The sequence below is a fragment of the Bacillus cereus group sp. BfR-BA-01441 genome, assembly GCF_022663075.1.
Classification (GTDB): domain Bacteria; phylum Bacillota; class Bacilli; order Bacillales; family Bacillaceae_G; genus Bacillus_A; species Bacillus_A cereus.
In genome coordinates this window covers 1-18,154 of the sequence record NZ_JAKUEU010000009.1, presented here as the reverse complement: position 1 = coordinate 18,154, position 18,154 = coordinate 1, and the positions used below count along the sequence as shown (strand labels likewise).

The window sequence follows — 18,154 nt, the reverse complement described above, 5'->3', positions numbered from 1 at the left end:
AAATGAATGTTCATTCATGATGGTTATTTTCATTATATTATAGTCACCATAGCGTTACAATCATAATATTCTGACTTTTATATAACTATGCTTTACTTCATTAACTTCTTATTATATGTAGAAACTCTCTTAATCTTAAAAGAGTAAGAGAGTTATGGCTTAGCTCAATCTTATTATCGTTAACACTGCTCCTGGGGTAGTTGTTGATAATGTTGCGACAGCTAACAAACCAAATAATTGTAAGCTAATAGCATCTCCTGCTGCAAGAGTTGTAATAATTGTTGCACTAAATGATGTGGTTGCTACCGCAGGAGAATTTATTGTCCCAGCAAGTGCCCCTCCATTAATTGTAATCCGTGAACTGACTAATAATGAAGCCGTTATATTAATTGTATATGAAATATAATAATTACCAGCATTTGCAACCGTAAATACTGTGTTTCCACCAGAAACAGTAATTCCTGGACCGATGTTTTGATTATTTGGAAGCGGGACATTCGTTCCACCAAGAACTACCGATATCGCTGTTCCCGACGTATTATTTGCAAATGCATATGTCGCCGTGATACTTGTACCTGTAGCCCCGGTTGAACCCGTTGAGCCCGTCGCTCCTGTTGCTCCTGTCGGACCGGTTGAACCCGTCGTTCCCGTTGGACCTGTTGAGCCTGTTGCTCCCGTTGGGCCTGTCACTCCTGTTGAACCCGTCGCTCCCGTTGCCCCGGTTGCTCCCGTCGGACCCGTTGCTCCTGTTATTCCTGTCGCTCCCGTTGGACCCGTTGCTCCTGTTATTCCTGTCGCTCCCGTTGGACCTGTTGAACCCGTCGCTCCCGTTGGACCTGTCGCTCCCGTTGGACCCGTTGCTCCCGTTGCCCCTGTCGGACCAACCTTAGGAACTGTCCCATCGCAACTAAAACAGCATGAATCAACATGTACACCATTTTGATTATTACACCCACAATATCCATTTATGTTATTGCTCCATGAAGACATGTTGATCACTTCCTTTACATTCGATCTTTTTAGCGCAATCACCGACTTAAAAAACACCTATCTAAATAACAAAGAAATACTTTGCCTAGTCGGGGATAAAACACAGATTTCCTCCATACATTCTAGTAATTATTACATGCGATTCACTCTCCTTTTGCTTGTACTTTCGCCTTATCTCCACAGACTATTAACAATACACATTACACTATCGTACACAGCCACTTTCCCATTTAAACTTTCCACATTCGCCAATATTTTTAGTAAAGAGGCTTATTCTTCATAAATAGCGACTATAATATATAAAAATCCGTATAATTCGTTATTTTTCGTCAAAATTTTAAAAATATATTGACACTTAAAATACCCTCATAGTATGATTTGGGTGTTGTAATTGATAACCATTTTCACTTATGGTACTAGTTACAAAAAACACTTAATTTGGGGGCAGAAGATGAAGAAAATTCTCAGTATTTTCATAGTAGTTCTTCTATTCGCTGTTGGATGCGGACAGCAAAAAGAGGAGAAAAAAGAAACAAAAGCGGACAATAAAAATCAAGCTATAACAATTAAACACGCTGAAGGGGAAACGAAGTTAGATAAACCAGCAAAAAAAGTAGTTGTACTTGAGTGGGTATATTCTGAAGACTTATTAGCACTTGGTGTTCAGCCAGTAGGGATGGCAGACATTAAGAATTATAATAAATGGGTAAATACAAAAACAAAACCGAGTAAAGATGTTGTAGATGTAGGGACACGTCAACAACCAAACTTAGAAGAAATTAGCCGTTTAAAACCAGACTTAATTATTACAGCTTCATTCCGTGGTAAAGCAATTAAAAATGAATTAGAGCAAATTGCACCAACAGTTATGTTTGATCCATCAACAAGCAATAACGATCACTTTGCTGAAATGACAGAAACATTTAAACAAATTGCAAAAGCAGTTGGAAAAGAAGAAGAAGGTAAAAAAGTATTAGCTGATATGGATAAAGCATTCGCTGATGCAAAAGCAAAAATTGAGAAAGCAGACTTAAAAGATAAAAACATTGCAATGGCACAAGCATTTACTGCTAAAAACGTACCAACATTCCGTATCTTAACTGACAATTCTTTAGCTTTACAAGTTACAAAAAAATTAGGTCTAACAAATACTTTTGAAGCAGGAAAATCTGAGCCAGATGGTTTTAAACAAACAACTGTAGAATCATTACAAAGTGTACAAGATTCAAACTTCATTTACATTGTAGCGGATGAAGATAACATTTTTGACACGCAACTAAAAGGCAACCCTGCTTGGGAAGAATTAAAGTTCAAAAAAGAAAACAAAATGTATAAATTAAAAGGCGACACTTGGATTTTCGGTGGTCCTGAGTCTGCAACATCTTTAGCAACACAAGTAGCAGATGTAATGACAGCGAAGAAGTGATTACACAATGAATAGCTTACAACATACACTTCGAGCAAGTCTTGTATTCGGAGGAGGAGCAGCTCTCTTGCTCCTCCTTTTCTTTATTCATATCGGACAAGGTCAAGCAAACATTTCCTATAGTATGATTATTGATGCTCTTATCTCACCGAACCAATCACTAGAACATCAAACTTTAATTATGCTTCGATTACCTAGAGCTGTAATTGCCATTTTAGCTGGAGGCGCTCTTGCTGCATCAGGGGTTATTTTACAAACGTTAACGAAAAATCCACTTGCTGAATCCAGTACAATGGGTATTCACTCTGGCGCATATTTCTTTCTAGTAGCGGCTACAATTTTCTTACCGAAAGATTTACAAATTAATTCTCTTCTGTTCACATTTATCGGTGGTGCTATTACTGCTTTATTTGTATACCGTATTTCTGGTGGAAAAAAGGGAACCCCACTTAGAATGGCATTAGCTGGTATGGTCGTTACATTAATGCTCTCTGCCTTTACCGGAACGATGCAGCTTTTCTATGAAAATGAAACAGCTGGTTTATTTTTATGGGGAGCTGGCTCTCTTATTCAAAATAACTGGGATGGCGTTCAATTTGCTTTTCCATTTATCATTATTTCTTTCCTAGTTTTACTATTTATGTCTCGTAAACTCAACATTCTCTTACTTGGTGATGATGTTGCTATTTCTCTTGGTGAAAAAACAGCAGTAACACGTCTTATCGCCTTCATTGCTGCAATCTTTTTAACAGCAGTAATTGTTACTGTTGTTGGACCAATTGGCTTTGTCGGCTTAGTTGCACCTCATTTAATGCGCCTTATCGGATACCGTCAACACTTTACTCTTCTTCTCTCTTCTTTCTTATGGGGGGCAGTATTATTGCTTGGAGCAGATGTTGTCGGTAGATTAATAGATCCAACCGGTGCAGAACTTCCTGTTGGGGCAGTCACAGCAATGATTGGATCTCCTTGGCTTATTTACTTAGTGTATCGAATGATGAAGTCGAAACAATATATGAATGATAACGGTGCGAATGCAGCTGGAGCTAGTTCCCGCTATTACTCTTATAAAAAGGTAATCATTATATCTATCACACTTTGTATTGTGACGATTGCTCTTGGTGTTACAATCGGTAGTAACGCTTATATCGAAAGCATTACTAATGTTATATCAGGTCAATTAACACAATTTGACAAAAATATGATGATGAATCTTCGTTTACCAAGAATGCTCGTTGCTGCTATTGCTGGCGCATGCCTTGCAATAAGTGGGCTTGTTTTCCAAAGTATATTACGAAACCCACTTGCCGATCCTTCTATTATTGGTATTTCATCGGGAGCTGGTGTCGGTGCTTTAACGATTATGTATGTCTTTCCTGCACTTCCTGGTTTCTTCCTACCAATTGGTGCATTTATTGGCGGACTACTTGCAGTTGGAATTGTCCTCTTCTTCTCTTGGAAATCAGGATTTAGTCCAACAGCTCTCGCTTTAATAGGGATTGGTATTTCTGCGCTTGGCTCAGCAATTATTCAAATCTTTATCGTTAGAGCCAATTTGAATGTTGCCGCTGCTTTAACATGGTTATCTGGCAGTACGTATGCAAGAGGGTGGAATCACTTAGAAAATATCATTCTATATCCATCTCTAATTCTTGTATTCATTATCTTTTTCTTAATAAAACAACTTGACGTTCTCGTACTGGGAGACGATTTAGCAACTGGACTTGGGCAACCAGTAAATAAAACACGTCTTGCTCTAATTGTGCTAGCGACACTACTTGCGTCAGTAAATATCGCTGCTGTCGGTACAATTGCCTTTTTAGGCCTTGTCGCACCTCACTTAGCAAGAATTGTTGTTGGTATGAACCATCAAAGACTATTCGTTTGCTCAGCACTGTTTGGAGCAATTCTTCTTTCCATTGCTGACTTACTCGGCCGAACAATTGCATATCCGAAAGAAATTCCTTCTGGTCTTGTCGTCGCTGTACTTGGAGCACCTTATTTCTTATGGTTGATGAGGAAGAGTGGGAAGAAAGTTAATTAAAAAGGAGACTTCGTTTTAGAAGCCTCCTTTTTATATACTAAATAAAGTGAAACTTTAATTAGTGGGGGGTTCTTCATCCCCACTGATTATTAACCCAAACCAATTGGGCTTTTATGAGCAGTGGATCTCCCACCTAACTTCTTTGCTCCAGCCGAATCTTGAGGTGGGAATTTTACTGCAGGTGAATAGCGGGATAAATTACTCTGATCTCACTAATTTCACAGATTTAGTCCCTCCCATAAACTCATGATGTACAGTTAATGTGTTCTCCTCAAGTTTCAAATCAACCTTCTGTTTTCTTTCTCCCATTAAAAATACAAGCTCTATGGAAATAATCCCTTGGTCCACACTTAATATTCGAAAGTCTCCTATAGTAGTCCCTTTCCCAAAAATATTATGTTCCATAAATTCTCCGCCTGTTTTCTCACTATTAATAGATTCTATTTCCAACCCAACTGGCCTGTCTGTACTTTCTGATGACATCCAAGACCCTTTTAACTTTCCAATATCAGTCTCTTTTTTCTTTTCATTTTTTAACTCTTCCTCTTTTTTCTTAACTTCTGCTTGTTGAGTTAGTAAGCCATCGATTTGCTTATTCAGCTCTTCGGCCCGTTGTTTTTCCGAAATAAATTGTTGATTTTGGCCAGTATCGTTAACAATTTTATTTACTATCCCTTTAGCCTCTTCATACTTTTTATCATTCTTTAACTTCTCTGCCTTTTCCAATTGACCTATATATTGACCTTTTAACTCTTTATGCTCTATGAGCGAATCTTTTTGTTCTTTCGCTTGACTTTGAAGGATTGCGGAACCATCTTTCATCTTTTCTACTTCTTGAAACAAACCTATTGCTTGTTCTATATTTCCACTCGATTTCTCTTTTATCGAACTTATCATCTTAGTAGTTTGGTCTTTTAATACCTTTGCTTCTTTATCATCCTTTTTCTCTTCTAATGCTAGCTCAAATGATGCTACTGCCGTGTCATATTCTTTACTCGCTAACGCCAATTTCCCTTGATCCATTGCTTTTTTATAGGTTTCATTGCTACATCCTACCATTAAAAATAAAATTATGATTCCTAAAATCAATCTTTTCATAATATCCGCCTAAATTAATATAATTCTATATACACTCAATAGTATCATAAAATTTATATATAAAATTTTAAATACCATCATTAAAACATAAAGGGAACTTGTCATTTCTTCTCGAACTTAATCTATGAACATAAGTAGAGGGGGATAACAATAATGTACCAAACAATTGAAGGCTTCTTGCAATCATGGACATACGAAGCAGAGTCTACTCAGAAAATACTTGATTCATTAACCGATGCATCTTTATCACAGGAAATTGCACCTGGACATTGGACGTTAGGCAGAGTTGCTTGGCATATCGTGACGGCAATTCCTGTTATACTATCTGGCACAGGGCTAAAGTTTGAAGGCGAAACGAAAGATTATCCTGTTCCTACTTCTGCAAAAACAATTGCAGATGAGTACCGTAAAGTGAACGCGGCTTTTGTTGAAGCACTTCAAAGCGAATGGACTGATAAAGATTTAGCAACTATTAATGACTTCTTTGGTCGCCCTATGCCGAATTCTATATTTTTAATGACACTTATTAATCATCAAAATCATCACCGCGGGCAAATGACGGTTTTAATGCGACAAGCCGGCTTAACAGTTCCTGGCGTATATGGTCCCGCAAAAGAAGAATGGGCTACGGCTGGAATGGAAGCTCCTAAAATGTAACAACAGAAAAAGACAAGGTGTTTACACATCTTGTCTTTTTCTGTAACTTGTTTCATGTGAAACTTTATATTGCATCTTCCCTCTCAATATTTTTAATTCCATAATAAGCAATCGCCACACCAATCACTGCAAATGCGAATTGAAGAGGAAGAAAGGTCGCTATAGGAAATATTGGTGGGTTATTAATTGCGATTAGCACAACGATAATAGACGAAACAATAGTAGTTGGCACTGAACGTTTACGCATTCCGAAGTATAGAGGAATTAAGCTTATTCCCGCAGTGGCAATGGCTAAAGGAACGAGATTTATCCCTTCTTGAATCAATTGATTTACTGCGAATGAATTAGGAAGAATCGAAAAATAACTATCTATTCCAATGAAAATCCCCACTACAAAAATATTAGATAAAATAACTGTTATGAATGTTAATATTGCTGTAATAGCCAACTTACTAATCATTATTTTCTTTCGATTAATTGGATAAGAAAACATCAATAATATTGTTTTGTTTTTATATTCATCAATTATTAACTTAGCTATTAGTACAGCACCAAAAATAATAAATGTTGCTCTCACTATTGAACTAGCCATTAACAAAATGGCCTGCGGATCTCTTATTTCTGGATCTCCCTCTATTTGAGAAACGATGCTAACAAAAATCAATAATGCCAGTATAGCAAGATTTGCAATTACTGCTCTCTTCACGTACCAGCCAAGTTTAATTTTCTTCAGTTCTAGCTTCATAAGACGTAGCATGATAGTCCTCCCTCCTCCTAAGACTTAATCAATATAAATGACCCCTGTCTTACTTAAAATCTCCACTTTGTTTTTTGCATCACCAATCGTTCCTACTTTTATTTTTTCTGTACTTTTATCTTTCTTAAGTCCTTTTAAATCTACTATTACGTCAGCCGAATTACTTTTAGCCATAAGCTTCAATGATGCCGGGACACCTTTATACCGTACGCCAATATCCCCTGATTTTGTTTCTATAAATAATGATTTTCCTTCTATCATATCTTTCAGCAATACTTCCCCAGATGTTGAAGTGATGTTCATATTTGAGTTACTTACATTTGTGATATAGTTATCACCAGTCGTAGACTTTATATTTAATTCTTGTAATGAACTATCTTTTAACATTAAATCTCCGCTTTCGGATGTAAATTCACCCTTCTCTGCCGATAGTCCTGTAATCATTCCATCTCCAGATTTGCCTTTTATCACGATGCTTTTTACTACTATATCGTTTATTTTCACATCACCCGATTTATTATTTAATACAATTTTATCTATCTCTTTCTTCGGAATAGCTATACATATACTATTTTTCTTTCTAAACGTAAAACCATAAAAAAATCTGTTCACCTTTTGTTTTTGCTTAATCACAATTTTATTTTCGTCATTTTCTATTTTGACAGGATCTATCTCTTTATCTGCTTGTTCACCTTGAGCAGAAATTACTATTTTATTAGCGTCTGTACTTTTAAACTCAAGATTCCAATTTTCATTGTCTACTTCTATTGCTTTTATATTATTTATATCAAAAGACTTTTCTTTCTTAAAATCTTTCCCCTGAAATACCTTAATACCAAAAACTACACTAGCAATTGTAATGAATAATATTGCAATTACTATCATTTTTTTCACTATTCATACCCCAGTTCGTTTTTGTTTTAAGCTTGCTTCACGCCACATCTATCTTGTCAATTTTACGAAACGATAGATAGCTAATGAAAATTCCTAATAAACAGAGCACGATTGGGATAGCTATAAAATCAAACATACTTACTTGACCATTTCCAGGACCAACGTTACTGTTCATCATCATCCCAATTATTACTGCAGAAGTAATCGTTGTCGGTGTTGATTTCTTTCTCATTCCAAAAAATAAAGGAATTAAACTAATACCAGATATCATAAATGCACTTATAATAGTAGCTGGAACGATAGCTATTATTTCCCCCATCGTAACAGGCGTTTCAAGTAGTCCCATTATTGGATTCATACAGAATATGAGCAAACTAATAATGAAAGTAGCGATAATCGTGCTCACAAAACAAAAACAAAAAACAATTGTTAATTTCGCACTCATTAGCATTTTCCTTTGCAGTGGATACATAAATAGTAGCTGTATTGTTTTGTTCTTGTATTCATCAATCACTAAGCGTGATAAAATAACCGATGCAAAAATAATAAATGTAATTCTAATAAGAATATTTGCTAAAGACATGTATTCCATATAGCTAGAGAACATCAAATCATCCTCTACCTTAGATCCCCACGCCATAAGGCTTACTGCAGCGAAAATTGCTATAATACAAATTGCTACCCCTTTAAAGTAACTAGATAATTTATGTTTCTTCCATTCGAGCTTCATTAATTTAAACATATAAATTACGCCTCCATTCTTTATATACCTGTCTCTATGCTACTAACATTCTAATTCCAGCAGTAACGAAGCTTAACATTCCTATCACTAGTACACTGAACAACCATTTCCGCCCTGGTTTTCTATAATATAAAATTCCACTTATTAGCATTACGATAAATCCACTTACCAGGTTCAGCCACAGTCCATTAAGCATGAATACCTTCTCCATCCATTACATTTAAGAAATATTCTTCTAAGGAACTATGTTTCTTATTAATACTTTCAATTTCCACATCGTTCATAATAAGTGCTTTTGAAATGGCCTGCTGAGACGCTAACGTATCATAAACCCGAATCATGTTTCCACTCATTATTTTGTAGTTTTTTATACCAAGTTTATCTTCTAAAATATAAGTTGCACGTTTCACATCAGGAACAGTGATTTCAATATACTCTGTTTGTTTTCCGTTAATACTCTTCATTGAAACTTCTTTTATTAGTTTTCCATTTTGAATCACACCAATTGTATCCGCCATTAGTTCCATCTCACCTAAAATATGACTAGAAACTAATAATGTAATGCCATATTCTTTGCAGAGCATTTTAAATAAGTCTCGTAACTCTTTAATACCAATTGGATCTAAACCGTTAATGGGTTCATCTAAAATGAGCAATTCTGGCTTTGTCACGATTGCTCTTGCAATACCGAGTCGTTGTTTCATTCCTAATGAAAAATCTTTTACTTTTTTATTATCTATCCCTTGTAGTTTCACTAAATGTAAAGCATGGTCAATTGCATTTTTATCGTAGTAGCCCATATATTCACAATGTAGGTCTAAGTTTTCTTTCGCCGTTAATTTATCATAAAAGATTGGGTATTCAATAATTGTCCCCATTCTTTTTAATACTTCATAAGATGTATCTGTTAATTTCTCACCGAAGATTTCAATATCACCACTCGTCGGTTTTATTAAATTTGTAATCATTTTCATAATCGTTGTTTTACCAGCACCGTTTGGTCCTAAAAAACCGTAAATTTCTCCTTTTTTCACATGCATGTTAACACCGGAAATAACTTCTTTCCCTTTAAACACTTTCGTTAACTGATTTGTTTTTAATATATATGTCATGTTACTTTCCCCTTTCGCAATACTCTATATTTCTATAATAGACAACGGAAATCTCTTTTTTCTTACCCGTTTCTTACAAATTCCTTACGCTGAAAAAAAGCTTGTAGAATCTACTGCTCTACAAGCTAAAACTGTATCTTTGTTAATACAATTGTAAAAATTGTTTTTTCATACGGTTTACTAGAAAGATGGATTTTCCCGTCCATCGCTTCCACAAGCCGTTTCGTAATCGTTAATCCGAGACCACTTCCTTGGTACAATCTATTTCTTGAATCTTCAAGTGTGTACATACGCTCAAACACTTTATCAATATGAGATTCATCAATCCCTTTTCCTTTATCCCATACATCTATATACACGCCCGTGTCATCATCTCTTAACGTCATACCAAGTGCCTTTCCATCGTCTCCATATGTAATTGCATTTGATATTAAATTATTCAATACCCTACCTAATACTTCTACATTTCCAAGTGCGTATATATTTCTTTCTGGTATATCAATATGAACCTGAAAACCTTTCGTCGTCACTAAATCATAAAATGATAAAATCTTCTCGCGGCAAACTTCATTCATATTTACTTTTGTCATTTCAATTGCTTTGTCACCAGATTCTAATTTTGCCAAGTCAAAAAACTTATGAATTAACTCCATCACTTCTAGTGTTTTCGTATGCACTTTTTCAAGTAATATTTGTTGTTCTTCTTTATTTATCGTTTTATCCTTATTTAACATTTCTGTATATCCAAGAATAACTGTTAGTGGTGTTTTCAAGTCATGCGAAATATTTGAAAGCATTTTTCTCATCGAAATTTCTACTTTTGCATGATCTGCATTCGTTTTCTGTTTTGCATCTAATAATTGATTAATTGCCACTAATAATTTTTGCAATTCTAGATCATCTGTCATAACGAGTAACGTCTCGCCTGTTTTGTCATTTACAATACTTTCTAACTTTTCATATGTGTATCGTAAATTTTCACTACTATTTTTTCTCATTCTATATTGCATATAAATAACACATAACAATATAAAAATAATACCTATTAACAAATTGACCATATTACATCACTTCCAACTTATAGCCGATGCCCCATAACGTTTTAATATATTCTGGATTAGATGGATCACTTTCGATTTTCTCACGCAATCTTCTCATATGAACATTAATAACGTTATCGTCACCGTAATACTCTTCATTCCAAACTAATGTATATATTTGCGCTTTCGTAAATACACGATTTTGGTTCTTTACGAATAGCTTTAAAATCTCAAATTCTTTTAAAGTAAGTTTGAGAGACTTCCCGTTTTTTTCAACTGTAAAATTAATTGGATCAATTGTTAAATCACCAATTTGAATCATCTTTTCTGTTGTTTCTGTAGCCGAATATTTCGTAGACCTCCGAATACCCGCTTTTACACGTGCAGCTAATTCAATCATAGAAAACGGCTTACAAATGTAATCATCTGCTCCAAGTCCTAATCCAACAGCTTTATCAACATCTGTATCTTTTGCCGACATCATTAAAATCGGAACAGCACTTTTTTCTCGAATGATTCGTACAACTTCTAAGCCATCTAGCTTTGGCATCATAATGTCAAGGATAATCAAATCAAATGAACCTTTTAAATATGTGTTCACGCCTTCCTCTCCATCAGACGCAATTGTTACTTGAAAACCCTCTTTTATTAAATACTTTTCCACCATCTCTTGAATTGAGATATCATCTTCAACTAATAAAATATGATGTGACATATGTCTATCCCCTTTTTACAAACGTTAACAATCCAATTGTATCGTAACTACTACAGACTGGAAACAATTATATGAATTTTCAAACCAACTTCCCTTCCTTCCTTAACAATGATATGATGAAATTCACTACGATTGTTCATAATTAACTTTATATAAAGGAGACTTATCATGTCAGAAAACAAAAAAGTAAGCTTAGCTGATTTAATGCGCGAACAACTTGCTAAGAAAAAGCAAGGAAATGGAAATGGTCAAAATGCAAAAAATCAAAGCCAAGAAACGAAAAAATTACAAAACCAACAAACAAAGAAAACAAACAACCAACGTAGACGTACAGGTGTGTAAATGAACGGACAAAAACGTTCTAATATCGCGCCCGGTCTTGAAGTTGATATTGTATTAAAACAAGATCAACGAACAGGCAAATTAACACGTGGAATTGTAAAAGATATTTTAACAAACTCCCCTTCCCATCCGCATGGCATTAAAGTGCGATTGCAGGACGGACAAGTCGGTAGAGTACAAAATATCGTTCAATAAGAAAAGGAGCTCAAGTAAACTCGAGCTCCTTTTCTTTATTAACCTTTAATTTTCTCGATGAAAACTACTTTTAAGTAGTCTCCTTCTTTAAATTGATCAATGGTACGGAAATCTTCTGGTAAAGAATGTTCTTCTAATATTTTATATTTGCCATTCATTTCTTTAAAGGCTGTATCGATAAAGCCTTTAAACTTTTTCATATCGAATGCGCTACAATTTGTAGAAGCAACGATAATACCGTTATTTTCTGTAATAGCAATTGTTTCTTTTAATAAATTTTTATAATCTTTTGCTGCACTAAATGTATATTTTTTTGAGCGGGCGAAGCTTGGAGGATCAAGTACGACCATATCAAATTTCATCTTTTTCTTAGCTGCATATTTGAAGTAAAGAAATACATCTTCTACAATAATATCTTGTGCTCCATAATCAACTTCATTTACACTAAACTGCTCAATCGTTTTACTTAAACTACGATTTGCAAGGTCAACACTCGTCGTTTTACTTGCTCCGCCAAGCGCTGCAAATACAGAGAAAGCACCTGTATAAGAGAACATATTTAACACTGTTCTTCCCTTTGCATATTTATCACGAATTTGTTTTCGAACGTTACGTTGATCTAAAAATACACCAACCATTGCCCCATCATTTAAATAAACCGCAAAGTTCACACCGTTCTCTTTTACGATAAGTGGGAACTCGCCGCGCTCTCCTGCTACGAAATCATCACCCTCAATATATTTCCCTTTCGTATCAAAACGCTTTTTCTCATAAATACCTTTAAAGTTTGCTACTTTTTGAAGAGCGGCTATAATCTCATCTCTGAAAGTGTAAATCCCTTCACTATACCAACTTACTACGTAGTAGCCATCATAATAATCGATAATTAGTCCTCCAAGACCATCACCTTCACCATTCACCACACGGAATGCTGTCGTATCACTTGATTTATAAAATTGCTTTCGTTTATGTAGGGCAGATTTGATTTTACTTTCAAAGAAAGATTGATTAATTTGTTCACTCTCTTTTCTCGTTAAAATCCAGCCGTATCCTTTATTTTGCTTTCCATAATAACCTTTTCCGACAAAGTTGTTCTTCTCATCTACTACTTTGATGATTGTTCCTTCTTCACGAACATCATTTAAATTTTGAATCGCATCTTTTAAAATAAGCGGATATCCACTTTTAATTTCTTTTATAAATTTCGGTTTTATTTTTACAGTTACTTCTAATCGCATATAATAACTTCCTTTCCATTTGCATGCTTTCTCTACAGGAAGCATTTGAAAAACGAGACTGAAAAAACAGCCTCGTTTCACTATACCATATTATTGCTTTGCTAGTACAACTAGCTCATTCTCGCACTTAACCGCCACATATTTACTACGTTTTGAAATGAAAATCTCACTGTCCAAAATAATAGAAAAAAACTTATATATTTCACATTTACCATTGACAATGATAATGATTTTCATTATCATTTGATGTATATGAGTTCTTGAAAATATAGCTACATTTATAGGAGGAATAAACATGATTATTGTTACAAATACAGCTAAAATTACAAAGGGAAATGAGCATAAATTAATTGAGCGTTTTAATAAAGTAGGTAAAGTTGAAACGATGCCAGGCTTTTTAGGTCTAGAAGTTCTTTTAACACAAAATACAGTTGATTATGATGAAGTAACAATTAGCACTCGCTGGAATGCAAAAGAAGATTTCCAAGGTTGGACAAAGAGCGCTGCATTTAAAGATGCTCACTCACATCAAGGCGGAATGCCCGAATATATTCTTGATAATAAAATTGCTTACTATGATGTAAAAGTTGTACGTATGCCAATGGCTGCAGCACAGTAAGAACAGTCCTTTTTTAAAGTATAGAATATGAGAAGCGTTATCTATCACTTCTCATATTCTATACTTTTTTCTTTAATTTCTTTTTACTAATTTTGCGTGTACAACTAGCCTTCCAGCCTCTGGATCAAGAGCATAATCACAAGTAGAAAGTGTTACGATTTCATCATTAGCCGTCAATTCCGTATCCGTTTTGTACAGTGATTTTTCTTGAATTCCCTTTAAGAACGATGCATATGCTGCATCATTTCCAAAATCCGTTTCAATGTAATAAAAGTCCGTTGTTGTCGTGTATACTGAAAAAACTTCAACGTCGTATCCTTCAAATAATGTATCGTAATATAATTTACGATGAGACATAAAAAAGTCTTCATCCAACATTTTTTTAAAACTACCAAACATAGAACCATCTTTCATACGATGGCCATATAAAATCGTATTTCGATTTTGAGATTTCACATCATTACGATGGTCCATAAAAATGCTTCCCGCTCTCATATCTTCACCTTTGTAATTACGAAATAAATAGTAATCATTATCTTTTGCTTGAACGATTGGATAATTAATTTGTGTATCATCCATCGTAATCCATCCGACTATCTCTGGATTAATTTTCTGGAGATCCTGAAACTGTTTACGTACCTCTCCATTTTCTGATTTTTCTTCCATTGGACTTCTTTTATAAATATGTTGTGCCTCAGCCATTACTTTACGATTTTCATAATAATCCATGAAAATCCCGCCCAACTCATACATTGAATAGAAAAAGATTCCTAAAAACACAATTGTAAGTATGCGTTGAAAAAAAGAATTCTTTTTCCGTCCTTTCTTACTATTCAAATTATCACCTCAAAACGGATTATGCTCAGCCTTTAGATTCCCATAGGTACCATGTACAATCCGGTATCTTCATCCTGCTTTACAATGACATCTACACCATATATTGCTTTAACCATTTCTTCTGTTATTACATCATTAGGAATACCTTTCGTAATGATTTCTCCATCTTTCATAACGATAATATGGTCGCTATAACGAATGGCTTGATTAATATCATGTAATACCATTACAATCGTTAGTCCATGCACTTCATTTAACTCTTTCACTAACTCTAATATTTCTAACTGATAGTAAATATCTAAATATGTGGTCGGCTCATCTAAGAAGAGCATTGGTGTATTTTGAGCTAATGTCATCGCGATCCAAACTCGCTGCCTCTCTCCACCAGATAAAGCATAAATTGGCTTATCACGCTTACTTTGTAAATTCGTACATACTAGTGCACGCTCAATCGCTTCTCTATCTTCATCTGTTTGCGGAGAGAATATATTTTTATATGGCATACGCCCGAAGCTTATTAGCTTTTCCACTGTAATATCTGCTGGAGCCTCATTTTGTTGATGGACAACTGCTAGCTTTCTAGCAAACTCTTTCGGTTTATATTCACCAATCGCTTTCCCATCAAGTATTACTTCTCCACTGCTAGGAGCGTGGTTTCTAGACATGACACTAAGTAATGTTGATTTCCCACATCCATTCGGTCCAATGATTGTTGTAATTTTCCCAATTTCTATTTCACTACTAACAGACTTTAAACTATTTGTTACGTTATCGTATGAAAAGGTTACATTTTTAATTTCCATGAACTTTATCACTCTTTCTAAGCAAAAATATTAAGAATGGACCACCAATAACCGCCATAATTGTTGCTGCTGGAATTTCGTTAGGTGGCACAATTAACCTTCCAATTGTATCTGCCGTCAAAATTAATAACGCCCCTGCAAGAGCAGAAAATGGAATTAATACTTTATGGTCTGAACCGACTAATTGTCTTGAAATATGCGGAACTAGTAATCCTACAAAAGCAATAACACCTGCAATCGCTGTTGATACTGCCGCTAAGAGTACTGCAATGGCAGAAATAATAAGACGAACTCTCGTCACGTGCAAGCCTAAGTTTTTCGCAGTCTTATCTTGTAGCGATAATAAGTTACACCAAGCTCCTACGAACAGAGCAAGAATAAGACCAATCGTTCCATAAGTCACCATTATTTCTACATCGCCCCACGTCTTCATTGTTATGTTAGAAGTCGTCGTTTGCTTAATACTCTTAATAAAATACCCACAAATCGTAACGAATGATTCATTTAATCCAGTAAACATTGCATTAATGGCAATACCAATTAAAATAATGCGAAGCGGGCTTAATCCTGATTTCCATGAAAACGAATAAACGAGATAACATGCAAGCGCACCACCTAAAAAGGCGAATACGGGTGTCCAGAAAAAGAATTGCGGGAACAGCGTAATAATAACGAGTGTCATAAAACTTGCTCCTGAAGATATACCGATTACCCCAGCATCAGCGAGTGGATTTTTCATAACAGCTTGAAAAAGCACACCTGAAACAGCGAGAGCCGCTCCAGTGAACAACGCAATAATAATACGCGGGAAACGTAAATCTTTAATGACTTCAACATCTTCATTTCCACCTGTAAATATCCCTTGTACAAGTTCAACAATACCTACTTCTAAACTCCCTTTCATCGCTGACAATGATGTCATAACAATAAGCAATGCAGTAACAATGAGGAAACTCCAAGTTTTTTTATTCATTCTACTCTTCCTTTATATTAAAATGCATCACGGATACATCATTTTTTTCAATTCATCTAACGCTTCAATTGCTGCTAAATTGCCTGTCGTTCCAAATAAACGCTCTTCTAAATCGTAAACACGGTTATTTTTAACCGCAGCAAAGTGTTTCCAAATATCATTTGTTTTAAATTCTTTATCAAACATTTTTACAACTTCATCAGGCATACCATGAGCTGCTCGTAAAATAATATCTGGATCAGCTTTCTTTAAATACTCTGTATTAGAAGCTAAATATTCTACTTGTTCACCTTGCACAATATTTTTACCACCTAGTTGTTTCACTAAATCTCCAATATAAGAATGCTCTGTTGCTACTAAATAACTTCCCGGCACACCTAATAAAATAAGTACTGTCGGTTCTTTCTTTCCTTTTACTTCTTTTTGAATGCTAGCAACCTTTTTATCTAATTTAGTTACTACTGCTTCGGCCTGTTTTTCACGCCCATATTTCTTACCTAAATCGCTAATAGAACTTTGCATATTTTTCAAACTCGTTAAATCTAAAAAGTTTGCTTTCATACCCACACCATCAAAAACTGGCTTTAATTCATATTCAAGTGTTGTCACAGATAACACTTCTGAAGGCTTTAATGACTTTACCTTTTCCATATCTGGACTCATTGGATTCCCAACTTCAGGTAAACCTTTATATCGCTTCGGTAAAGTTTTAGAGCTTGTTGGAACGCCAACTAAATCTACTTCTAACGCATCCATAATTTCAGTAACAGCCACTGTTGTTGCAACAACGCGCTCTTTACTCTCACTCTTTACCTGCTTTGCTGTTTCTTTTTTTGGTGATGAGCACCCAGCTATACTCATTAACAAAATGATAGCCATTAGTACACTTGCAATTTTCTTCACTCTCAATCACCACTCCTTTCCATACAATATGAAACAAGTCTTGATGCACGCGAATATGCATCAAGACTCCAAAAATTACAATCTACCTGCTCTATATTTACGAACTAGTAAAGCAAGTGAACCTAGCAGTAACACCATATATAAACCAAGTTGTGCTGTATCTGCAGTTTTTGAGTTTTTCTCTTTTTTCGAATCATTTTTTGTATCTTCTTTTTTCTTCTGACCATCTGCATTTCGGTTAAAATCAGGAGTACCTACTGTTTTTACATTATCTACTTTCGGTGTAGTCACTGGATTTTTCGGTTCATTTTTCGGTTCCTCTTTAAGAGTTCCTAACGCGCCGATATTATTTGTATCAAATTGAATTTGCACATCGTAGAAATGATGGTAGTTCATCTCATCGATGTCTACCTTTACTTTTGCGTTTAATTTTTTAAATAGATCTTCTACTTCAAACTGTACTACTCGCGTATTTACATTTTTATCTTCGCTTACTACTTTCGCATCAGCGAATAGTTCATTGTTTTCCGTTTGGAATTTCGTAATCCACGCACTATTTTTCAGCGTCATCTCAATATATTTTTTACCATCTTTTACGATTAATTTCGCTGGATTTACAACATAGTCATTCATCTTTGAAATCTCATCTGTTTTATCTTTTAATACTTTAAATGTAATATCATATTGGCCATCTACTAAATTTTTCGGATCAACTATTACTTTCGGGTTATTATTTCCACCTTGGTTGTCGTTTCCGCCTTGGTTGTCG

General features: G+C 35.0%; 21 protein-coding genes. 6 read left to right on the top strand and 15 right to left on the bottom strand.

The features are described from left to right. Nucleotides 1-159: 159 nt before the first annotated feature. A complete protein-coding gene (locus tag MR107_RS06200; protein WP_242292185.1) occupies nucleotides 160-990 on the bottom strand; it encodes a BclA C-terminal domain-containing protein in 831 nt (276 codons plus the stop codon). Nucleotides 991-1,441: 451 nt separating this feature from the next. On the opposite strand from MR107_RS06200, the gene MR107_RS06195 reads away from it, so the two are divergent. Further along, on the top strand, nucleotides 1,442-2,416 hold the full coding sequence (locus MR107_RS06195; protein ID WP_000722821.1) for an ABC transporter substrate-binding protein: 975 nt from the start codon (nucleotides 1,442-1,444) through the stop codon (nucleotides 2,414-2,416). Nucleotides 2,417-2,423: 7 nt separating this feature from the next. Beyond that, nucleotides 2,424-4,460, top strand: coding sequence for a Fe(3+)-hydroxamate ABC transporter permease FhuB (fhuB, locus tag MR107_RS06190; RefSeq protein ID WP_001087088.1), 2,037 nt, complete (start codon nucleotides 2,424-2,426; stop codon nucleotides 4,458-4,460). A gap of 198 nt (nucleotides 4,461-4,658) precedes the next feature. On the opposite strand, the gene MR107_RS06185 is transcribed toward fhuB, so the two are convergent. Beyond that, nucleotides 4,659-5,558 carry a tetratricopeptide repeat protein gene (locus MR107_RS06185; RefSeq protein ID WP_242292184.1) on the bottom strand — a complete coding sequence of 300 codons (900 nt, stop codon included), beginning with the start codon at nucleotides 5,556-5,558 and terminating at the stop codon, nucleotides 4,659-4,661. 153 nt (nucleotides 5,559-5,711) lie between these two features. On the opposite strand from MR107_RS06185, the gene MR107_RS06180 reads away from it, so the two are divergent. Continuing rightward, nucleotides 5,712-6,215 carry a DinB family protein gene (locus tag MR107_RS06180; RefSeq protein ID WP_000284968.1) on the top strand — a complete coding sequence of 168 codons (504 nt, stop codon included), beginning with the start codon at nucleotides 5,712-5,714 and terminating at the stop codon, nucleotides 6,213-6,215. 64 nt (nucleotides 6,216-6,279) lie between these two features. On the opposite strand, the gene MR107_RS06175 is transcribed toward MR107_RS06180, so the two are convergent. From MR107_RS06175 to MR107_RS06145, 7 genes are all read right to left on the bottom strand, one after another. After that, entirely contained in the window at nucleotides 6,280-6,972 is a 693-nt protein-coding gene (locus tag MR107_RS06175; protein WP_242292183.1) for an ABC transporter permease, read from the bottom strand. 24 nt (nucleotides 6,973-6,996) lie between these two features. Beyond that, nucleotides 6,997-7,866: a DUF4097 family beta strand repeat-containing protein gene (locus tag MR107_RS06170; protein ID WP_086403983.1), complete on the bottom strand. Its 870-nt coding sequence runs from the start codon at nucleotides 7,864-7,866 to the stop codon at nucleotides 6,997-6,999. A 37-nt stretch (nucleotides 7,867-7,903) separates the two neighbouring features. After that, nucleotides 7,904-8,608, bottom strand: a complete 705-nt coding sequence (locus MR107_RS06165; protein ID WP_000475536.1) for an ABC transporter permease — start codon at nucleotides 8,606-8,608, stop codon at nucleotides 7,904-7,906. A 34-nt stretch (nucleotides 8,609-8,642) separates the two neighbouring features. Further along, complete coding sequence (locus MR107_RS06160) at nucleotides 8,643-8,804, bottom strand: hypothetical protein (RefSeq protein ID WP_000931816.1); 162 nt, start codon at nucleotides 8,802-8,804, stop codon at nucleotides 8,643-8,645. Beyond that, the gene (locus MR107_RS06155) at nucleotides 8,797-9,720 is read right to left on the bottom strand and encodes an ABC transporter ATP-binding protein (RefSeq protein WP_000221062.1); all 924 of its coding nucleotides are present in this window, start codon (nucleotides 9,718-9,720) and stop codon (nucleotides 8,797-8,799) included. Before MR107_RS06155 ends, MR107_RS06160 begins: the two co-directional genes overlap by 8 nt. 125 nt (nucleotides 9,721-9,845) lie before the next feature. Further along, nucleotides 9,846-10,781: a HAMP domain-containing histidine kinase gene (locus MR107_RS06150; protein ID WP_000247675.1), complete on the bottom strand. Its 936-nt coding sequence runs from the start codon at nucleotides 10,779-10,781 to the stop codon at nucleotides 9,846-9,848. 1 nt (nucleotide 10,782) lies between these two features. Beyond that, the gene (locus MR107_RS06145) at nucleotides 10,783-11,475 is read right to left on the bottom strand and encodes a response regulator transcription factor (RefSeq protein WP_000018035.1); all 693 of its coding nucleotides are present in this window, start codon (nucleotides 11,473-11,475) and stop codon (nucleotides 10,783-10,785) included. 168 nt (nucleotides 11,476-11,643) lie between these two features. Between MR107_RS06145 and MR107_RS06140 the strand changes: the two genes are divergently transcribed. Next, nucleotides 11,644-11,817, top strand: coding sequence for a hypothetical protein (locus MR107_RS06140; protein WP_001293578.1), 174 nt, complete (start codon nucleotides 11,644-11,646; stop codon nucleotides 11,815-11,817). Continuing rightward, nucleotides 11,818-12,012, top strand: a complete 195-nt coding sequence (locus MR107_RS06135; protein ID WP_001014310.1) for a YwbE family protein — start codon at nucleotides 11,818-11,820, stop codon at nucleotides 12,010-12,012. It abuts the gene before it with no gap. A 38-nt stretch (nucleotides 12,013-12,050) separates the two neighbouring features. On the opposite strand, the gene MR107_RS06130 is transcribed toward MR107_RS06135, so the two are convergent. Beyond that, on the bottom strand, nucleotides 12,051-13,250 hold the full coding sequence (locus MR107_RS06130; protein WP_242292182.1) for a class I SAM-dependent rRNA methyltransferase: 1,200 nt from the start codon (nucleotides 13,248-13,250) through the stop codon (nucleotides 12,051-12,053). A 295-nt stretch (nucleotides 13,251-13,545) separates the two neighbouring features. Here MR107_RS06130 and isdG point away from each other — a divergent pair, with 295 nt between their 5' ends. Further along, nucleotides 13,546-13,869: a heme oxygenase gene (isdG, locus tag MR107_RS06125; protein ID WP_242292181.1), complete on the top strand. Its 324-nt coding sequence runs from the start codon at nucleotides 13,546-13,548 to the stop codon at nucleotides 13,867-13,869. A 72-nt stretch (nucleotides 13,870-13,941) separates the two neighbouring features. Here isdG and srtB read toward each other — a convergent pair whose 3' ends face one another. The 5 genes from srtB to MR107_RS06100 form a co-directional block, all read right to left on the bottom strand. After that, nucleotides 13,942-14,706 (bottom strand): class B sortase, encoded by a 765-nt coding sequence (gene srtB / locus MR107_RS06120; RefSeq protein ID WP_242245136.1) that lies wholly within the window; start codon nucleotides 14,704-14,706, stop codon nucleotides 13,942-13,944. Between the two features lie 32 nt (nucleotides 14,707-14,738). Then, nucleotides 14,739-15,509 (bottom strand): ABC transporter ATP-binding protein, encoded by a 771-nt coding sequence (locus MR107_RS06115; protein ID WP_226368623.1) that lies wholly within the window; start codon nucleotides 15,507-15,509, stop codon nucleotides 14,739-14,741. Next, nucleotides 15,499-16,482 (bottom strand): FecCD family ABC transporter permease, encoded by a 984-nt coding sequence (locus MR107_RS06110; RefSeq protein WP_001036848.1) that lies wholly within the window; start codon nucleotides 16,480-16,482, stop codon nucleotides 15,499-15,501. Before MR107_RS06110 ends, MR107_RS06115 begins: the two co-directional genes overlap by 11 nt. A 27-nt stretch (nucleotides 16,483-16,509) precedes the next feature. Next, nucleotides 16,510-17,391, bottom strand: coding sequence for a heme ABC transporter substrate-binding protein IsdE (gene isdE, locus MR107_RS06105; RefSeq protein ID WP_002182955.1), 882 nt, complete (start codon nucleotides 17,389-17,391; stop codon nucleotides 16,510-16,512). A 69-nt stretch (nucleotides 17,392-17,460) separates the two neighbouring features. Next, nucleotides 17,461-18,154 (bottom strand): NEAT domain-containing protein (locus MR107_RS06100; RefSeq protein ID WP_242292180.1); only part of this gene is annotated, 694 nt, incomplete at its 5' end.

Excerpts from the sequence above, each read along its gene's own strand:
- MR107_RS06200 (WP_242292185.1), bottom strand. The coding sequence starts at position 990 with ATGTCTTCATGGAGCAATAACATAAATGGATATTGTGGGTGTAATAAT.
- MR107_RS06195 (WP_000722821.1), top strand. The coding sequence starts at position 1,442 with ATGAAGAAAATTCTCAGTATTTTCATAGTAGTTCTTCTATTCGCTGTT.
- fhuB (WP_001087088.1), top strand. The coding sequence starts at position 2,424 with ATGAATAGCTTACAACATACACTTCGAGCAAGTCTTGTATTCGGAGGA.
- MR107_RS06185 (WP_242292184.1), bottom strand. The coding sequence starts at position 5,558 with ATGAAAAGATTGATTTTAGGAATCATAATTTTATTTTTAATGGTAGGA.
- MR107_RS06180 (WP_000284968.1), top strand. The coding sequence starts at position 5,712 with ATGTACCAAACAATTGAAGGCTTCTTGCAATCATGGACATACGAAGCA.
- MR107_RS06175 (WP_242292183.1), bottom strand. The coding sequence starts at position 6,972 with ATGCTACGTCTTATGAAGCTAGAACTGAAGAAAATTAAACTTGGCTGG.
- MR107_RS06165 (WP_000475536.1), bottom strand. The coding sequence starts at position 8,608 with ATGTTTAAATTAATGAAGCTCGAATGGAAGAAACATAAATTATCTAGT.
- MR107_RS06160 (WP_000931816.1), bottom strand. The coding sequence starts at position 8,804 with ATGCTTAATGGACTGTGGCTGAACCTGGTAAGTGGATTTATCGTAATG.
- MR107_RS06155 (WP_000221062.1), bottom strand. The coding sequence starts at position 9,720 with ATGACATATATATTAAAAACAAATCAGTTAACGAAAGTGTTTAAAGGG.
- MR107_RS06150 (WP_000247675.1), bottom strand. The coding sequence starts at position 10,781 with ATGGTCAATTTGTTAATAGGTATTATTTTTATATTGTTATGTGTTATT.
- MR107_RS06145 (WP_000018035.1), bottom strand. The coding sequence starts at position 11,475 with ATGTCACATCATATTTTATTAGTTGAAGATGATATCTCAATTCAAGAG.
- MR107_RS06140 (WP_001293578.1), top strand. The coding sequence starts at position 11,644 with ATGTCAGAAAACAAAAAAGTAAGCTTAGCTGATTTAATGCGCGAACAA.
- MR107_RS06135 (WP_001014310.1), top strand. The coding sequence starts at position 11,818 with ATGAACGGACAAAAACGTTCTAATATCGCGCCCGGTCTTGAAGTTGAT.
- MR107_RS06130 (WP_242292182.1), bottom strand. The coding sequence starts at position 13,250 with ATGCGATTAGAAGTAACTGTAAAAATAAAACCGAAATTTATAAAAGAA.
- isdG (WP_242292181.1), top strand. The coding sequence starts at position 13,546 with ATGATTATTGTTACAAATACAGCTAAAATTACAAAGGGAAATGAGCAT.
- MR107_RS06115 (WP_226368623.1), bottom strand. The coding sequence starts at position 15,509 with ATGGAAATTAAAAATGTAACCTTTTCATACGATAACGTAACAAATAGT.
- MR107_RS06110 (WP_001036848.1), bottom strand. The coding sequence starts at position 16,482 with ATGAATAAAAAAACTTGGAGTTTCCTCATTGTTACTGCATTGCTTATT.